A 15,558-nucleotide genomic window follows, 5' to 3' on the forward strand; every position below is an offset into this window, starting at 1 on the left:
TCGGTGGCACTACTCCGCTCCTTGGAGCGATCAGTCGCGGTACTGCGGCGCGGGCGGCCCCGATATGCCCGGCAGATCGGCCTTCAGCCACTTGCGGTACGCCCGCATCCAGGCGCTGTCCCCGCCGCCGCCCCGGTAGTCGTCCAGGACCTTGTTCACCCGCCGCACCAGATCGGTGTCGTTCTTGTTCATCGCCACGCCGTACGACTCGTCCGTGAACGGCTCGCCCTTCAGCTCCACCCTCGGGTCCTGCGCCGCCTGCGCCGCCGCCAGCGCGCTGTCCGTGACCACCGCGTCCGCCTGGCCCAGCTGCAGCCGCACCAGACAGTCGAGTTGGCTGGGCACCGTCAGCACCTGTGCGCCGTGCGGCCGTGCCCGCAGCGCCGTCTCACCCGTCGAACCCGCCGCCGTGCACACCCGCCGGCCCTTCAGCGAAGCGTCGAACGCCTTGATCGCCGAGTCGATCGGGGCCAGCACCTGCTGCCCCGCCTGGAAGTACGAGGTCGAGAACGCCACCTGCTGCTTGCGGGCACAGTTGATCGTCATCGTCCGCACCACCATGTCCACCGCACGCTTCTGCAGCGCCGGGATCCGCTGGTTGGTCGGCACCGTCTTGAAGACCACATGGGGGTGCGGCCCCAGGATGTCCTCGGCGACCGCCCGGGCGAGATCGATGTCGAAACCCTCCAGCGTGCCGGTGGACGGGTTGCGGTACCCCCACCGGTAGGTGTTCTGGTCCACCCCGACGACGAGTTGGTCCCGCTCCTTGATCCGCTTCAGCGCCGCGCCGTCGTCCGCCGACGGGCGCAGGCTCGCCGCGGCGGTGCGCGTCGTGCACGGCGCGGCGGCAGGTGCGGCCGGCGCCGCCCCCGGTCCGTACGCGCGGTGGGCCGGCGCGGACGAGGAGACCCGCCCGCCGCCGTGCCCGGCCCGCTCGGCGTCGCCGCCCAGCACCGGCACCAGTACGGCGGCGACCGCGGCCATCACCCCCATCCCGGACGCGACCGGCGCGAGGACGGCACGCAGATTCACCAGCTCTCCCGCGCGCATCCGCATGCCCCTCTCACCAGGCCTCCTCTCACCAGACCTCCTCACCGGTACTCCGCCAGCCTGCGGCCGATTCCCAGCACCGCGCCCGCCGCCGACGCCGCCGCCAGCAGCCCGGCCCCCACCACGAGCCCGTCCAGCGCCCGGCGCCCGGCGTCCGCCGCCGACCGGAACTCCGCCTGCTCGTGCACCAGCGCCTGCTGCAGCCCGGCGGCCACCCGGTCGAAGGACTGCCCGGTGGACCCGTCCGTGCCGATCACCTTGGCCAGCGCCTGTGCGTAATCGCCCTTCTCGTCCGCCGTCCGTGCCTCGCCGTGCCGCGCCTGCCACTGCCGCGCGCCGGTCAGCGCCGCGCGCACCGGACGCCGGCCCGCCTCGTCGTCGGCCAGCGCCAGCGCCGCCCCCAGCCTGCTCTTCGCCGCCGCGGCCCCCGGCCCGCCCCCGCCCGCCAGATCCGCCATCCGGGAGCGGAAACCGGCCTCGTAGAAGTCCTGCTGGCCGTGCGTCAGCACCGCACCGCGCGCCACCAGCGTCAGATTTTCGTCCCCGCGCGCCTGCAGCGCATCGATCCGCGCCTCGTTGAGCACCCGCAGCGACCGGGCGCCGTGCTCGTACGAACCGGTCAGCCCCGTACGCGCCACGGTATGCCCGGCCACCAGCCACACCAGCAGCACCAGGGAGGCCGCCGTCGCCGCCAGCAGGCCCCTGTTGAACACCCGGTTGGTGCGCCGGTAGTGCCGCCGCTGCGCCCACCCCAGCGCACCGAGGGCCACCACCCCCGCTGCCACCGCGTACCACGGCCGTGCCCCGGCCGCGCCGTAGTCCGCCGCCAGCCGGTCCGTCTCCGCGTCGTACAACGCCCGTGCGGCCGGGAGGAGTTCGGTGCGCATCTGCTCGTTGGCGTAGCGCAGGTAGGCGCCGCCCAGCGGCAGCCCCTGCCGGTTGTTCGCGCGCGCCGTCTCCACCAGCCCCGTATAGCGCGGCAGTCCGCTGTTGAGCTTCGCGATCTGCGCGCCGCCGCCGGCCGGACCGCTGCTGTGGGCGGCCGCCTTGACCAGCAGCGCGGACGCGGTGGAGATATCGGCGGCATAGCGGTCGCGGGTCGCCCGGCTCTCCTTGGCGCCGGCCAGGAAACCAGCCGCGGCGGTCGTATCGGCATCCGCCAGCGAGCGGTAGATGCTCGCCGCGTCCGCGCTCAGCGGCTGGCTGCGCTCCACCACGTCGTCCGCGGCCGTCGCCCGGTCCGCGACCTGCCAGGCCGTGACCGCGCCGAACAGCACCACCAGCAGGGCCAGTACGGCACCGATCACCCGCAGCCGGCCCGGCTCCGTCGTCGCCGCGGCGCGCAGTTCGTCCAGCCCCTCGGCCCAGGCCGTTCTGCGCCCGGCGGCGGGCGGTGCCGGGCCGCCGGCCGGCCCACCGGCAGCCGGCACGCTGGTGCTGGACACGGACCCTCCCCCCGGTCGCTGACGTCGGTACCGGCCTCCGCGCACGGCGCCCGGGAGCGCTCACGAGAAGAACCGGTGCATGGGCAGCAGTATGTCCGCAGCCACTGACACACACACCGCGATTGCCCCGATCTTGTTCGGAGATCTTGTTCGAGGGGGGTGTTCGGGCCGCGGTCCGGCGGGGCCCGCCGCGCCGCGGGGACCGGCACTACAGTGGGCGGAGAATCGTCAGACATCAGGTGATACCGGGGCCCGGACACCGTGCCGAAGGGGGAGTGATCCCGTGCAGTCGGTCCGCAAGGGCAGGGTGTCGCTGGTGGAGAGGGCGACCGACGAGATCCGCGCCCAGATCGTCAGCGGCGGCTGGCCGGTGGGCAGCCGCATCCCGCCCGAGAGCGCGCTGTCCGAAACCCTCGGGGTCAGCCGCGCCTCGGTCCGCGAAGCCGTACGGTCCCTGGTGCACGCCGGCCTCCTGGAACCCCGGCAGGGCGACGGCACCTTCGTGCTCTGCGACGACGACAGCGCCCTCGCCCTCCGCCGCCGCCTCGAACGCGCCGAGCTCAGCCATGTCACCCAGGTCCGCCAGGGCCTCGACGTGGTCGCCGCCCGCCAGGCGGCCAAGCACCGTACGGACCGCCAGCTCGCCGGCATCGAAGCCGCGCTGGCCCGCCGCGGGGCCGCCCTCGCCGCGCAGGACGGCGAGGCCTTCACCGCCGCCGACGCCGAGTTCCACGTCCTGGTCGCCGAGGCGGGCGACAACCCCGTCCTCGCCGACATCTACCGCTCCCTGAGCGCCGCCCTGCGCGAGGAACTGCGCCGCGCCGCCTGCCTGGACACCGCCACCGCGGCTCCCGACGACCCGCACTCCCGCCTCACCGACGCCATCCGCGACCGGGACCCCCGGGCCGCCGTGGACGCCGCGGTCCTGCTCCTCGCCGGTCACGTACGGGACCTGGCGCTTCCGGTGGGGGACTGAGCGGCGGGCGGCTTTGCCCGCCAGGCCGCCCGCAGCCGTTCATGAGCGCCGGCCTCCGCGCCCGCCCGGTCCAGCGTGTCCAGGGCCGCCCCCAGCACCGGCGGGGCGACCACCACACGGGGCACCGCCCGGGGGGCACGCTCCGCGAGGAGCCGGGTGACCCGGTCGTGGAGGAGCGGGTGACGGGCGGCCAGGACGCCGCCGCCCAGCACCACGGGGACCCGTGCGCCGAGGAGCCCGAGACGCTTGAGGGCGACGGTGGCCAGCAGCGCGATCTCCTCCGCCTGGCGGGCCACGAGGGCGCGGGCGACCGGGTCACCGGCCGCCGCCACGGAGAAGAGCAGCGGCACCAGTTCGTGGCGGCGGTGGCCGGGGAGGGCCCGCAGATGGAACGCCTCGATCAGTTCCGGCATGCGGGCCAGGCCGAAGTGCGCGGGCAGGGCCTGCGCCAGCCGGGTCGGTGCGCCGCGGCCGTCCTCCGCCCGGGCCGCGCGCCACAGGGCCTCTTCGGCGAGGAACGCCCCGCCGCCCCAGTCGCCGGAGAGCCGGCCGAGGGCCGGGAAGCGCGCGGTGGCACCGTCCCGGCCGGCCCCCACGCAGTTGATGCCCGCCCCGCACACCACGGCGACGCCCACCCGCTCCCCGTCGTCCGGCAGCCCGGCCCGCAGCAGCGCGAAGGTGTCGTTGCGGACGCTGACCGTGCGCGCCCATCCCCGGCCCGTGATCTCGGCGGCCAGGCGCTCCTCCTCGACGGGGAGATCGGCGCCGGCGAGGAACGCGGAGAGGTGCCCGACGGGCTCCGCGGGCCGGGCCCGCGCCAGGACCGACCGCACCAGCGGCGCCAGGACGTCGACCGCCGGGCCGGTCCCCACCGCCGGCGGCCGGAAGCCACCGCCGCGTGCCGTGCCGAGCAGCCTGCCGTCCGTGGCCACCAGCGCCACGTCGGTCTTGCTGTTGCCCGCGTCGACGGCGAGCGCCGTGCCGGTCAGGCCCACGGCAGGTGCTCCCGGTTGTGCGCGATCAGTGCGTCGGTGAGCCGGTCCGCGTGGTCGGTCCGGCCGATGAGGGGGTGGGCGAGGAGAGCGGAGAAGACGGCGTTGCGTCCCCCGGCCCGGTCGGGTCTCCGGCCGGCCCCGCCCCACAACGCGGCCTCCAGGGCGAGGTGTTCGTAGGCGCTGACATGCGCGACCAGCCCGGCGTACAGCGGCTCCAAGGGGCGCACCGGGAGGGGCGTGGCGCCGGTCGAGTCCACGGTCGCGGGCACCTCGATCACCGCGTCGTCGGGCAGGAACGGCAGGGCGCCGTGGTTGAGGGCGTTGACGACCTGGGTGTCTCCCGTGTTGCACAGGAGGGAGGAGGTCAGCGCCACCGCGGCCTCCGAGTAGAAGGCGCCGCCGCGCCGCGCCAGCAGCTCCGGCTTCTCGTCGAGTGCCGGGTCGCCGTACATGCCGAGGAGCCGTCGTTCGAGGGCGGCGACCTCCGTCGCGCGGGACGGTGCGCCCCGCAACTCCCGTACCACCGCGTCGTGCTGGTAGTAGTAGCGCAGGTAGTACGACGGGATGACACCGAGGCGGTCGAGCAGCGCGCGGGGCAGGCGCAGGCGCTCGGCCAGGGCGTCGCCGTGGTCCGCCAGCAGCCGGGGAAGGACGTCCTCGCCCGCGACGCGTACCGCCCGCTCCCAGGTGAGGTGGTTCAGGCCGACGTGCTCCAGCTCGACCTCGGCGGGGGAGACGCCCAGCAGCGCGGCGAATCCGCGCTGCAATCCGATGGCGACGTTGCACAGCCCCACGGCCCGGTGGCCGTGGGTGAGCAGCGCCCGGGTGACGATGCCGACGGGGTTGGTGAAGTCGACGATCCAGGCACGGGGGTTGCGGCGGCGTACCCGTTCGGCGATGTCCAGGACGACGGGGACCGTGCGCAGCGCCTTGGCGAGGCCGCCGGCGCCGGTGGTCTCCTGGCCGACGCAGCCGCACTCCAGCGGCCAGGTCTCGTCCTGGTGGCGGGCGGCCTGGCCGCCCACCCGCAGTTGCAGCAGCACCGCGTCCGCGCCGTCGGTACCGGCGTCCAGGTCGGTGGTCCAGGAGATCCGGCCCGGGTGGCCCTGCTTGGCGAAGATCCGCCGGGCCAGGCCGCCCACCAGCTCCAGCCGGCCGGCGGCCGGGTCGATGAGGACCAGTTCCTCCAGCGGCAGCACCTCGCGCAGGCGCGCGAAACCGTCGATGAGTTCGGGGGTGTAGGTGGAGCCGCCGCCGACCACGGCGAGCTTGACGCGGGGGTGCGGGGTGCGTCCCTGGGGAGACGGCATACGGATCAGCCCTTCACTCCGGTGAGCGTGACGCCTTCGACGAAGGCCTTCTGTGCGAAGCGTGCGAAGAACGGGAAGCGCGGGAAGAACGGGAAGCATGCGAAGAACGGGACGGGGGCGCCCCGCGCGGCGCGGATCCGCGGGCCGGAGCGCGGCATTCAGCCGGTGTGGAACACCGCATCGCGCACCGTCGCGAGCGCCGTCCGCAGCGCGCCGGTGAGGACCGGGGGGCCGTCGACATCGCTCAGGCGCACGGCGGGGCGGGACAGCGGGAGCCCGGTGAACTCCTCCTCGACCAGGGCGCGCAGCGCCTGGCCGCCGGCCCGGGCGACCTCGCCGGAGAGCACCACCAGCCGCGGGTCGACGACCGCGACCACGGCCGCGATCCCGGTCGCCAGCCGCCGCGCGATCTCGGCACGGACCCCGTCGTGCGCCATCGCCCCTTCGACGGTACGCACGTCCCGGGCCCCGTACTCCCGGGCCAGGGCGAGCACGGCCGGTGAGCCGACCAGCTGCTGGAAGCCGCCGCCGGCGTCCGCCTGCGCCAAGCCGTGGCCACCGCCCGGGTCACCGCCCCGGGTCAACGGGGCACCGGGCAGCGGCAGATAACCGATCTCGCCCGCGCCGCCGGTGGCCCCGCGCAGCAGCCGGCCGCCCAGCACGAGAGCGGCACCGACCCCCTTGTCCGCCCACACCAGCACGAAGTCGCCGACGTCCTGTGCGGCCCCGTCGTGCTGCTCGGCGACCGCGGCCAGGTTCACATCGTTCTCCAGGGTGACCGGCGTGCCCAGCACCCCGGCCAGCTCGTCCTTGAGCCCCCGCGCGTGCCACCCCGGCAGATGCGGGGCGTAGCGCAGCCGCCCGGTCCGCGGGTCCAGCGCACCGGGTGTGCCGATCACCACCCCGTGCAGGCGCCCGCGTGCCAGCCCGGCCCTGGCCAGTGCCCCGTCGACGGCCCGCGCGACCAGCTGCGCGGTCTGGTGCGGCGCCTCCCCGGCAGCGGCGTCGGCGTCGACCCGTTCCTCCCCGAGCACCTGCCCGGTGATGTCGGCGACCGCGGCGGTGATCCCCAGCGGATCGACGGCCAGCGCGGCAACATGCGCCGCCACCGGGTCGATCTCGTACAGCTGCGCACCGGGCCCCGGCCGCCCGGTCACGTTCCCGGTCGTCCGTACCAGCCCCGCCGCCTCCAGCCGTGCCAGCAGCTGCGAGGCGGTGGGCTTCGACAGCCCGGTCAGTTCCCCGATCCGCGTACGCGTCAACGGGCCCTGCGACACCAGCAGATCGAGCGCGGCCCGGTCGTTCATGGCCCGCAACACCCGCGGCGTCCCGGGCGTACCCCGCAACCCCGGCGTGCCCGGCGTGCCTTGCGCGCTGCACCCACCGGCCATGACGCGGCCACCACCCCTCCCCGGTTCCCCGGGTTTCCGGGTGGCCGAGTATCTGTTAATAAACCTTCCAATCGTTCCCACAGGAAGCTAAGCGGCGGGCCGCGGCGGCGTCAACGGTGCGGACGGGCCGGGTTCGCCGCCCGCCGCCCCCTCTGCCCACCCGTTGCCCCCGGGACGTCGCGCCGGCGCACACCACCGGCGCAACGCAGGAGGGGCGTACCCGCGCGGTACGCCCCTCCTGTCGACGGTCCGGGCCGTCAGCTCCGGATGGCCGGGTTACTTCACCGTCTTCGACGGCGAAGCGATCGGGTTCGTCGCCATGGACTGCGGGGACAGCGGGTTGTTGAGGGCCGAGGGGGCGGCCATGCCGGCGGAGGGGTCGGCGGCCTCCTCGTCCTCCTCCTCGGGGAGGGGGCGCGGGGCCAGGTGGACGCCGGCGGCGTCCAGGGCCCGCTTGATGCGCCAGCGCAGTTCGCGCTCCACGCCGGGGGCCTTGCCGGGCATGGTCTTGGCCGAAACGCTGATGGTGACGGTGTCCAGGTGGACCTCGCTCAGGCCCAGGACCTCCACCGGCTCCCACAGCTGCTCGTTCCAGGGCTCGGCCTTGGACATCTCCTCGCCGGCGCCGGTGATGGTCTCGCGGGCGCGCTCCAGGTCCTGGTCGGCGGCGATCACCACATCGACGGCGGCGGTGGACCAGCCCTGGCTGAGGTTGCCGATCCGCTTGACCTCGCCGTTGCGGATGTACCAGATCGCGCCGTTGGGGCCGCGCAGCTTGGTGACCCGCAGGCCGACCTCGATGACCGTGCCGGTGGCCACCCCCGCGTCGATCTCGTCGCCGACGCCGTACTGGTCCTCGAGGATCATGAAGACGCCGGAGAGGAAGTCGGTGACGAGGTTGCGGGCGCCGAAACCGATGGCGACACCGGCCACACCGGCGCTGGCCAGCAGCGGCGCCAGGTTGATCTTCAGGACGGAGAGCACGGTCAGGGCGGCGGTGCCCATGATCACGAAGGAGGCGACGCTGCGCAGCACCGAGCCGATGGCCTCGGAGCGCTGTCTGCGTCTCTCGGCGTTGACGAGCAGACCGCCCAGCGCGGTGCCCTGGGCGGCGGCCACGGTGCGGTTCATCCGCTCGATGAGCTTGGTGATCGTGCGGCGGATCACATGCCGCAGCACCACCGCGATCACGAGGATCAGCAAGATCTGCAGGCCGGACGTGAGCCACGTCCCCCAGTTCTCCTGCACCCAGCCGGCGGCGTTGGTGGCCTTGTCCGTGGCGTCGTCGAGCGACGTCGGGCCGGATGAGCCGGGCGTGGCGGCGCTCAGGTGCGCGGCAGCGGCCGGCGAAGCGGACCAGAACACAGTCGAACCTTCCGTGTGGGACAGCAGACCCGGGCCCCGGTGGGACACCGTGAGCCGGGCTGACCAACCACACTAACGGGGCAACAGGAGCGGTCCGCGCCCTTGTTCGAGTCGGATAGTGGTGCGCAGGGCCGGAATGAGCCGTATCCGGCCGGACGTGCCGGTGTGTGGTGGAAAACACCTCCGACCCGTTACTCGGTCATGGTGGCGCTCTCACCAGGCACCGGGGGACACTGTGGGGAGATCGTCCCGGCGCGAGCCACGCGCCGCCGGCGTACAAGGAGGCACTCGTGCCGCATGTCCTGGTCCTCAATGCGTCGTACGAGCCGCTCGGCGTCGTACCGCTCCGCCGCGCGCTCATCCTCGTCCTCAATGAGAAGGCTGTCAGCCTCGAGGAATCCGGCGCCCTGATGCACAGTGCGACCCATGTCATACCCGCTCCGAGCGTGGTCCGCTTGAAGCGGTTCGTGCGGGTGCCCTTTCGCGGCCCCGTTCCCTTGACCCGCCGGGCGCTGTTCGCCCGTGACGGCGGGCGCTGTATGTACTGCGGTGGCGTCGCAACCAGCGTCGACCACGTCATCCCGCGCAGCCGCGGAGGTCAGCACACCTGGGAAAACGTCGTCGCCGCGTGCCGGCGCTGCAACCACGTCAAGGCCGACCGCCATGTCGCCGAGATCGGCTGGCGGCTGCGGCATCAGCCCGCCCCGCCGTCAGGACTGGCGTGGCGGATCATCGGCACGGGCCATCGTGACCCGCGCTGGCTGCCGTATTTGCAGCCGTACGGCGCGGATGACGCCTTGGCCCGGATCGACGCCGTATCGGCGTAGGTCCGGGTTTCTGCGTCCTTGACGGTGGTGCCGCACGTCCCGCACCTCTCGTGCGGCCCGCGCGGGCCGTGCGCCCCGCTCAGGCCGGGGCGGACGCCGCCGGATTCTCGCCCCGTGGCCACCCGCCGCGGCGACGAGGATCCCGCGGCGTCCACGACGGCCGCCGGCGCACCCGCCACACCGCACCCGCCACACCGCACCCGTTCCCGGGCGCCGCTCGCCGGGCACCGTTCACCGCTTGTCGTGGCCCGGGTGCCGTGCCTCCGCGACCGCGTACGCCTCCACCGACCACAGCGAGTAGCCGAAGCGGGTGGCCCGCTTGTCGCCCTGGATGCGGACGAACCGGGCGTTCTCGGCGTCCATCCGGAGGGACTCGCGGCCGCCCTTGCCGTCCCGGACCGTGGCCACCGTGCGCCAGTTGCGGCCGTCCGGCGAGACCTGGACGCGGTAGCGGGCGGCGTAGGCGTCCTGCCAGTTCAGGACGAGCCGGCCGAGCCGGGTGGGATGGGCCAGCGCGAACTGCAGCCAGGCGCCGTCCTCCGGGGCGGAGGACCAGCGGGTCGCGGGATTGCCGTCGGTGGCCGCCGATGCCGGGAAATCCGCGGTCTCGTCCCCGGAGGAGGTGGCGACGGTGCCGCGCGCCAGGTCCTTGCCACCGGTGGGCGGATACGAGCGCACCGTCAGCGTCTGCTTGGCACCGCCGAACTCCACCGGGATCTCGTACGTCCCCGAGGGGGCGTTCTCGGGGACGCCGACGGTGATGCGGACCGTGGCGGTGCCGCCCCGCGGTGCGGTGACCTGCTCGGGAGCGTGCACCGTGAAGCCCTTGGGCGCCTTGACCGCCAGCTTCCCGCGGACGTCACCGGGGCGGCGGGAGTAGATCAGGGCGTCCACCGTCGCGCTGCCGCCGTTCTGGGCGTCCGACTCCTTGCGGGACAGTTCGAGCCCGGCCGCCGGGGTGTCGCCGAACCAGGGGGTAAAGGCGTGCACGGAGGGGGCGTGCGCGCTCTTCGCCCAGGTCAGCCGTATCGCGTCGGCACGCAGCCGGGGTGTTTTCGCCTCGGTCCAGCCGCTGGCGGAGAGCCGGTCGAGGCGGCGCCAGCCCTCGCCCGGGACATGCGCCTCCATGGAGACGGCGGCCGCGGACGGGCCCGGGTCGGTCAGTGCGGTCACCGCGGCGAGCGGGCGGGTCCGCTCGAAGGGGACGGTCAGGGACGTCCGGCCGTCGCGTTCGCCGGCGCCGTCGCCGGGCTCGGGGGCGGTGCGGCGGGCGCCGGTCCAGGCATCGGCCTCGGTCATCGCCCGCTCCAGGAACGGGGCCAGCACCCCCTTGCCGACCGTCGCCGGGCTGTGCGCGCACTCCTTGCGCAGCCGCTGCGCCGAGCGCTGGGCCGACCAGGCGGCGTCGCCGTCGCCATGGGCCTGCGCCATGAGCGTGTCGACGGCCTGGACGCCGGCCCTGCCGTAGCGGGCCAGCTGCTCGGCCCACGGACGGACCTCGGCGGCCAGGTCGGGGCGCAGGTCCCGGGGCGCGGTACTCATGGTGGCGAACGCGGCCCGCAGCGCCTTGGCGGCCTTGGCGAGATCCGGGTCCCGGCCCGGCCGGCCGTGGTTGACCGCGACCTCGCGGGCCTTCCAGAAGCGGTCGATCAGGGGCTGCAGATAGCCGGACTCGGTCCGGTCCAGCAGCGAGGAGGAGGCGTTGCCGGCCAGCGCGCGCAGCGCGGCACGGGACCGGGGATCGCCGCCCGCCAGATCGTCGACGGCCGCGTCCCAGGACCGGCCCGGGTGGTAGTCGCGCGGATTCCACGCGTAGTCGGCGGCCGTGAACAGCGGGATGCGCGAGGCGAGCGGCTGCTGCATGGCGTTGGCCAGCAGCGCCGTGGAACCGGTGGCGACGGCCGGCTCCCGGCCCCGGTAGGGCCCGAGGAAGATCCGGTCCTGGGCGTAGTCGTTGACCGGGTAGTTGTCCATGGTCACCAGCGGGTGGCCGAACACCTGGCGGGCCGTGGACAGCTCGCCGCCGGTGATGGTCCGCGGGACCACGCCCACACCGGTCCAGGCCACCTCGACCCGGTCGTCGAGCGCGTCGGACAGCGCCCGGCGGTACGCCGTCGAGCCGTCCTGGTAGTACTCGGTCGGCATCAGGGAGAGCGCCCCGGCCTGCGGATGCCGCTGCGCCAGATGCGCGGCGAGCGCATTGGCGGCCTTGGCCTGCGCCCGTGCCGCGGCCCGGGGGCCGGTGCCGAAGGCGTCCGCGTCGGCGTCGCAGTGCCATTCGCTGTAGCTGACGTCCTGGAACTGCAGCTGGAAGGAGCGCACGCCCAGCGCCCACATCGCGTCCACCTTGCGCCGCAGCGCCCGCATGTCCTCCTCGGACGACAGGCACATCGCCTGGCCCGGGGCGACGGCCCAGCCCAGCGTGACGTGGTTGGCCCGGGCCCGCTCGGCCAGCGCCCGGAAGCCGGCGCGCTGCTCCGCCGGGTAGGGGTCGCGCCACCGGGCCTGGCGGTAGGGATCGTCGCCCGGCGCGTACAGGTAGCGGTTCTGCTTGGTGCGGCCCATGAAGTCCAGCTGAGCGAGCCGCTGGGCCTGGCTCCAGGGCTGCCCGAAGAACCCCTCGGTGGTGCCGCGCACCGCCGTGCCGGGCCAGTCGCGTACGGCCACCGAGGCCAGCTGCTTCCGGCCGTTCCCGTGGGTGACCAGTTGCCGCAGGGTCTGCGCGGCGTGGAAGAGGCCGTCGGCGCCGACGCCGTCCAGGGCGACGGTGTCCCGGCCCGCGACCTGGCCCACCGCCAGGCGGTAGCCGCCGGCCGGCAGGTCCCCGCGGGCCGGTGCCCGCAGCGCCCGCAGCGCCGCCGCGGCCTGCTCGCCGCCGACGTGGATCACCGGCCCGGCCGCGGGCAGCCGGTCGCCGGGTGCCTGCTGCCGGACGGTGTGCACCCCGGCGTCCCGCAGCAGGCCGCGCAGCGCGTCCAGGGTGTGGGGGTCGGTGTCCCCAGCGGCCACCAGCACCGCCTCGCGGCCGAGCGGCACGGCGTCGCCCAGCTCCCGCATCGCCTGCGGGCGCGGCCAGACGGCGGGTGCGTGCCCGGCGCCGGCCGGCCGGTCGGGCCGGTCGGGGGCGCCGACGGCGGGGTCCGCGGGCGCCGCCTGGGCGCTGGGCACCCCGCCGAGCAGGCCTCCGATGACCGCGGCGGCCAGTGCGGTGGTTCCGGCCACCCGCGCACGGGCGCCCGCGCCGTTCCCCCTGCCGCTCCTACCGATACTTCCGACGCTCCATACGCCCCGGCCTCGCACGGCTGCTCCTCGTCCCCGTCCATCACTCGCCGGTCCGCACCGGCGCCCCGTTTATCCCCGCCGGTGCCCCTTCGGGCAGACCTCCGGCCGTGAGCCCACCATTGTGGCGGTTCGGGTGTCAACCAGGCGAGGGCGGGGGCCCGGAGGGCCGGCCGGGGGAGGGGGTCCGGCCGGTGCCGCGGGCGGGATCCGGGGGGGGGCTCACGGGCGGAATCCGGGGGCTCGCCGGCCCGCAGAACTTCCGTCCCGGAGCCCGGTTCCCCCGCGTTCTTGGCGCCCCCCGGCGCCCGGCGCAGTGAAATCGCCTGCGTGAGGCATAATGTGACGTGGGTCACGTTTCGTGAGCAGATACGTCTGCGATCGTGTCGAGTGGGTAGGGCCCACGTGTCCCATTACCGATGAACGGGAGGCCCTCGTGGCCGCATCCGCTCAGCTGCTCCTCGACGCTCTGTCCTCCAAACCGGGAGGTGCGACGATGGAGTCCGACATTTTCGACGGGGTGTCCGACCCCGATTCCGGCCTCGACGGCTCCGGATCCTTCAGCTTCGTCGAGCCGCCCCTGACCAGCGAGCCCCCGCTCGCCGACGCCGCCCCGCTGACCAGCGAGGTCCCGATCTCCGCCGAGCTGCCGCTGACCAGCGAGCCGACGGCCGCCGGCCACGGCACGGAGTCCATGGAGGTCTGAGGACCCATGGGCCGCGCGCGGCTCGCCCGGCTGCACGGCATCGCCACGTCCTACGAGCCCTCGCCGGGCCGGAGCGTCCAGATCACCGGCGACACCGTCGTCGCCGTGCTCGCCGCACTGGGGGTCGATGCCTCGACCCCGCAAGCCGTCCGCAGCGCCCTGGCCGCGTACGAGGACCGCGCGGCCCGCGCCCTGCTGCCCCGCACCGTCGTCGCCCGCCCCGGGCGGCCGCCCGGCCTCGCGCATCTCCCCGAAGGCACCGTCCTGCGGGTCGAGACCGAGAGCGGGACGGCCGTGGAGGGCCTGGCGGCGTCCGGTCCGGTGGCCCTGGCCCGGTTGCCCCTCGGTGTCCATGTGCTGCACGCCCGTGCCCCCGACGGCCGCGCCGCCGGCGCCCCGCTGATCGTCGCGCCAGACCGGGTGCCTGCGCCGCCCGGCCGCTGCCACGGCTTCCTGGTGCAGCTCTACTCCCTCCTGTCTCGGCAGTCCTGGGGCATGGGCGACCTGGGGGACCTCGCCGACCTCGCCGCCTGGTCGGGGCGGGCGCTGGGCACCGGCTTCCTCCAGCTCAACCCGCTGCATGCGGCCGTCCCCGGCCCGCCCACCGATCCCTCGCCCTACCGCCCCTCCTCGCGCCGCTTCCCCGACCCGGTCCATCTGTGGATCGAGGACATCCCGGAGTACGCCCGGCTCACCGGCGCCGCCCGCTTACGGGCCGACGAGCTCGCCGCGCGGGCCCGCGCGCTGCGGACCGGGGTGCTCGACGGGGGCGCACTGATCGACCGGGACGCGGTCTGGGCGCTCAAGCGCGAGGCCCTGGAGCTGATGTGCGCGGTCCCGCTCACCCCGGGCCGGCGGGCCGCGTACTGCGACTTCCTCGCCGAGCAGGGCGAGGCGCTGGAGGACCACGCCACCTGGTGCGCGATCGCCGAGCGGCACGGCCCCCACTGGCGCGGCTGGCCCGGCGGGCTGAGCGACCCGCGCTCCCCGGCCACGGCCCGGCTGCGGCCGCGGTTGCTCGACCGGATCGACTTCCACAGCCGCCTCGTCTGGCTCACCGACCAGCAACTGGCCGCCGCGCAACGGGCCGCGCGGGAGGCCGGGATGGGCATCGGGCTGGTGCACGACCTCGCCGTCGGTGTCCACCCCTCGGGTGCCGACACCTGGGCGCAGCAGGACGCCTTCGCCGCAGGGATGTCCGTCGGGGCGCCGCCGGACGCCTTCAACTCCCGTGGCCAGGACTGGGGCCTGCCGCCCTGGCGCCCGGACGTGCTGGCCGCCGCGGGCCACGCCCCCTACCGGGAGCTGCTGCGCGGCATGCTGCGGCACGCCGGGGCGCTGCGCATCGACCATGTGATGGGGCTGTTCCGGCTGTGGTGGGTCCCCGAGGGCCGGCCGCCGACGGAGGGCGCCTATGTCCGCTACGACGGCGAGGCGATGCTCTCGGTGCTGGCCCTGGAGGCGCACCGGGCCGGTGCCGCGGTGATCGGTGAGGACCTGGGCACCGTCGGGCCGGGGGTCCGCGCGGCGCTCGCCGAGCGGGGCGTCCTGGGAACGTCGGTGCTGTGGTTCGAGCGGGATTACGGGGGCGGGGAGGGCGGCGGCGAGGACGGGGAGGCCGGCCCGGAGGCCGCTGCGGAGCCCGCCTCGGCCTCGGAACCTGCTGCGGAGGCCGCCGCGCAGCCCACCCCGGCATCCGCCCCCGCGCCCCTGGCCCGCATCCTGGCGCCCGACGAGTGGCGCAGCGCCTGTCTGGCCACCGTCACCACCCACGATCTGCCGCCCACCGCGGCCCGGCTGACCGGTGAGGACGTCGCCCTGCGCGAACGGCTCGGGCTGCTCGCCGGGCCGCCGGAGCGGGAGCGCTCCCGCGCCCGCTCTGAACGCACCGAGTGGCTGCGGGAGTTGGTGCGGCGCGGCCTGCTGCCCGAAGGGGCGGCCGACGAGGAAGCGGCCGTCCGGGCCGTCCACCGCTTCCTGCTGCGGACCCCGGCGCGGATGGTGGGCGCCCGACGCGGTGGGGGACCGGCGCCCGCAGAACCTCCCCGGAACGTGGCAGGAGTACCCGAACTGGCGCCTTCCGATCGCCGGCCCCGACGGCCGTCCGTGCACCCTGGAGGAGCTGGCCGCCTCCCCCCGCCTGCACGCGCTGATGCGTGAAGTGTCCGGCGGCCGCCGGTAGTCCCGCCCGGCGCTCCGGGCCGCACGCCCCGG

The 15,558-nt window shown here is 75.2% G+C and carries 12 protein-coding genes; 4 read left to right on the forward strand and 8 right to left on the reverse strand.

Features of this window, described 5'->3' with window-relative positions; translation table 11 throughout:
- Positions 1–30: 30 nt before the first annotated feature.
- Together ABZ851_RS05805 and ABZ851_RS05810 are read right to left on the reverse strand one after the other, a co-directional pair.
- On the reverse strand, positions 31–1,050 hold the full coding sequence (locus ABZ851_RS05805) for a glutamate ABC transporter substrate-binding protein (protein ID WP_361122663.1): 1,020 nt from the start codon (positions 1,048–1,050) through the stop codon (positions 31–33).
- Between the two features lie 41 nt (positions 1,051–1,091).
- Positions 1,092–2,480 (reverse strand): hypothetical protein, encoded by a 1,389-nt coding sequence (locus tag ABZ851_RS05810; protein ID WP_361123747.1) that lies wholly within the window; start codon positions 2,478–2,480, stop codon positions 1,092–1,094.
- A 298-nt stretch (positions 2,481–2,778) separates the two neighbouring features.
- On the opposite strand from ABZ851_RS05810, the gene ABZ851_RS05815 reads away from it, so the two are divergent.
- A complete protein-coding gene (locus tag ABZ851_RS05815; RefSeq protein ID WP_361122666.1) occupies positions 2,779–3,471 on the forward strand; it encodes a FadR/GntR family transcriptional regulator in 693 nt (230 codons plus the stop codon).
- On the opposite strand, the gene ABZ851_RS05820 is transcribed toward ABZ851_RS05815, so the two are convergent.
- The 5 genes from ABZ851_RS05820 to ABZ851_RS05840 all read right to left on the reverse strand — a co-directional run bounded on the left by ABZ851_RS05820 (position 3,435) and on the right by ABZ851_RS05840 (position 8,532).
- On the reverse strand, positions 3,435–4,466 hold the full coding sequence (locus tag ABZ851_RS05820; protein ID WP_361122669.1) for a BadF/BadG/BcrA/BcrD ATPase family protein: 1,032 nt from the start codon (positions 4,464–4,466) through the stop codon (positions 3,435–3,437). The two genes, ABZ851_RS05815 and ABZ851_RS05820, sit on opposite strands and share 37 nt — an antisense overlap.
- Positions 4,457–5,776, reverse strand: coding sequence for a 6-phospho-beta-glucosidase (locus ABZ851_RS05825; protein WP_361122672.1), 1,320 nt, complete (start codon positions 5,774–5,776; stop codon positions 4,457–4,459). The genes ABZ851_RS05820 and ABZ851_RS05825 overlap by 10 nt, the downstream gene beginning before the upstream one ends.
- Before the next feature lie 5 nt (positions 5,777–5,781).
- Entirely contained in the window at positions 5,782–5,934 is a 153-nt protein-coding gene (locus ABZ851_RS05830; protein WP_361122675.1) for a hypothetical protein, read from the reverse strand.
- Positions 5,935–7,083 carry an ROK family transcriptional regulator gene (locus ABZ851_RS05835; protein WP_361122679.1) on the reverse strand — a complete coding sequence of 383 codons (1,149 nt, stop codon included), beginning with the start codon at positions 7,081–7,083 and terminating at the stop codon, positions 5,935–5,937.
- A 360-nt stretch (positions 7,084–7,443) separates the two neighbouring features.
- Positions 7,444–8,532 carry a mechanosensitive ion channel family protein gene (locus tag ABZ851_RS05840; protein ID WP_336052289.1) on the reverse strand — a complete coding sequence of 363 codons (1,089 nt, stop codon included), beginning with the start codon at positions 8,530–8,532 and terminating at the stop codon, positions 7,444–7,446.
- Positions 8,533–8,822: 290 nt separating this feature from the next.
- Between ABZ851_RS05840 and ABZ851_RS05845 the strand changes: the two genes are divergently transcribed.
- On the forward strand, positions 8,823–9,359 hold the full coding sequence (locus ABZ851_RS05845; RefSeq protein WP_006605595.1) for an HNH endonuclease: 537 nt from the start codon (positions 8,823–8,825) through the stop codon (positions 9,357–9,359).
- Positions 9,360–9,590: 231 nt separating this feature from the next.
- Here ABZ851_RS05845 and ABZ851_RS05850 read toward each other — a convergent pair whose 3' ends face one another.
- Positions 9,591–12,581 (reverse strand): beta-N-acetylglucosaminidase domain-containing protein, encoded by a 2,991-nt coding sequence (locus ABZ851_RS05850; protein WP_361122684.1) that lies wholly within the window; start codon positions 12,579–12,581, stop codon positions 9,591–9,593.
- A gap of 493 nt (positions 12,582–13,074) precedes the next feature.
- Here ABZ851_RS05850 and ABZ851_RS05855 point away from each other — a divergent pair, with 493 nt between their 5' ends.
- Together ABZ851_RS05855 and malQ are read left to right on the forward strand one after the other, a co-directional pair.
- Entirely contained in the window at positions 13,075–13,344 is a 270-nt protein-coding gene (locus ABZ851_RS05855) for a hypothetical protein (RefSeq protein WP_311623753.1), read from the forward strand.
- Between the two features lie 6 nt (positions 13,345–13,350).
- Positions 13,351–15,504, forward strand: coding sequence for a 4-alpha-glucanotransferase (gene malQ, locus ABZ851_RS05860; RefSeq protein ID WP_361122689.1), 2,154 nt, complete (start codon positions 13,351–13,353; stop codon positions 15,502–15,504).
- The last annotated feature ends 54 nt before the right edge of the window (positions 15,505–15,558 follow it).

Source organism: Streptomyces sp. NPDC047049, assembly GCF_040643995.1.
GTDB lineage: Bacteria > Actinomycetota > Actinomycetes > Streptomycetales > Streptomycetaceae > Streptomyces > Streptomyces mooreae.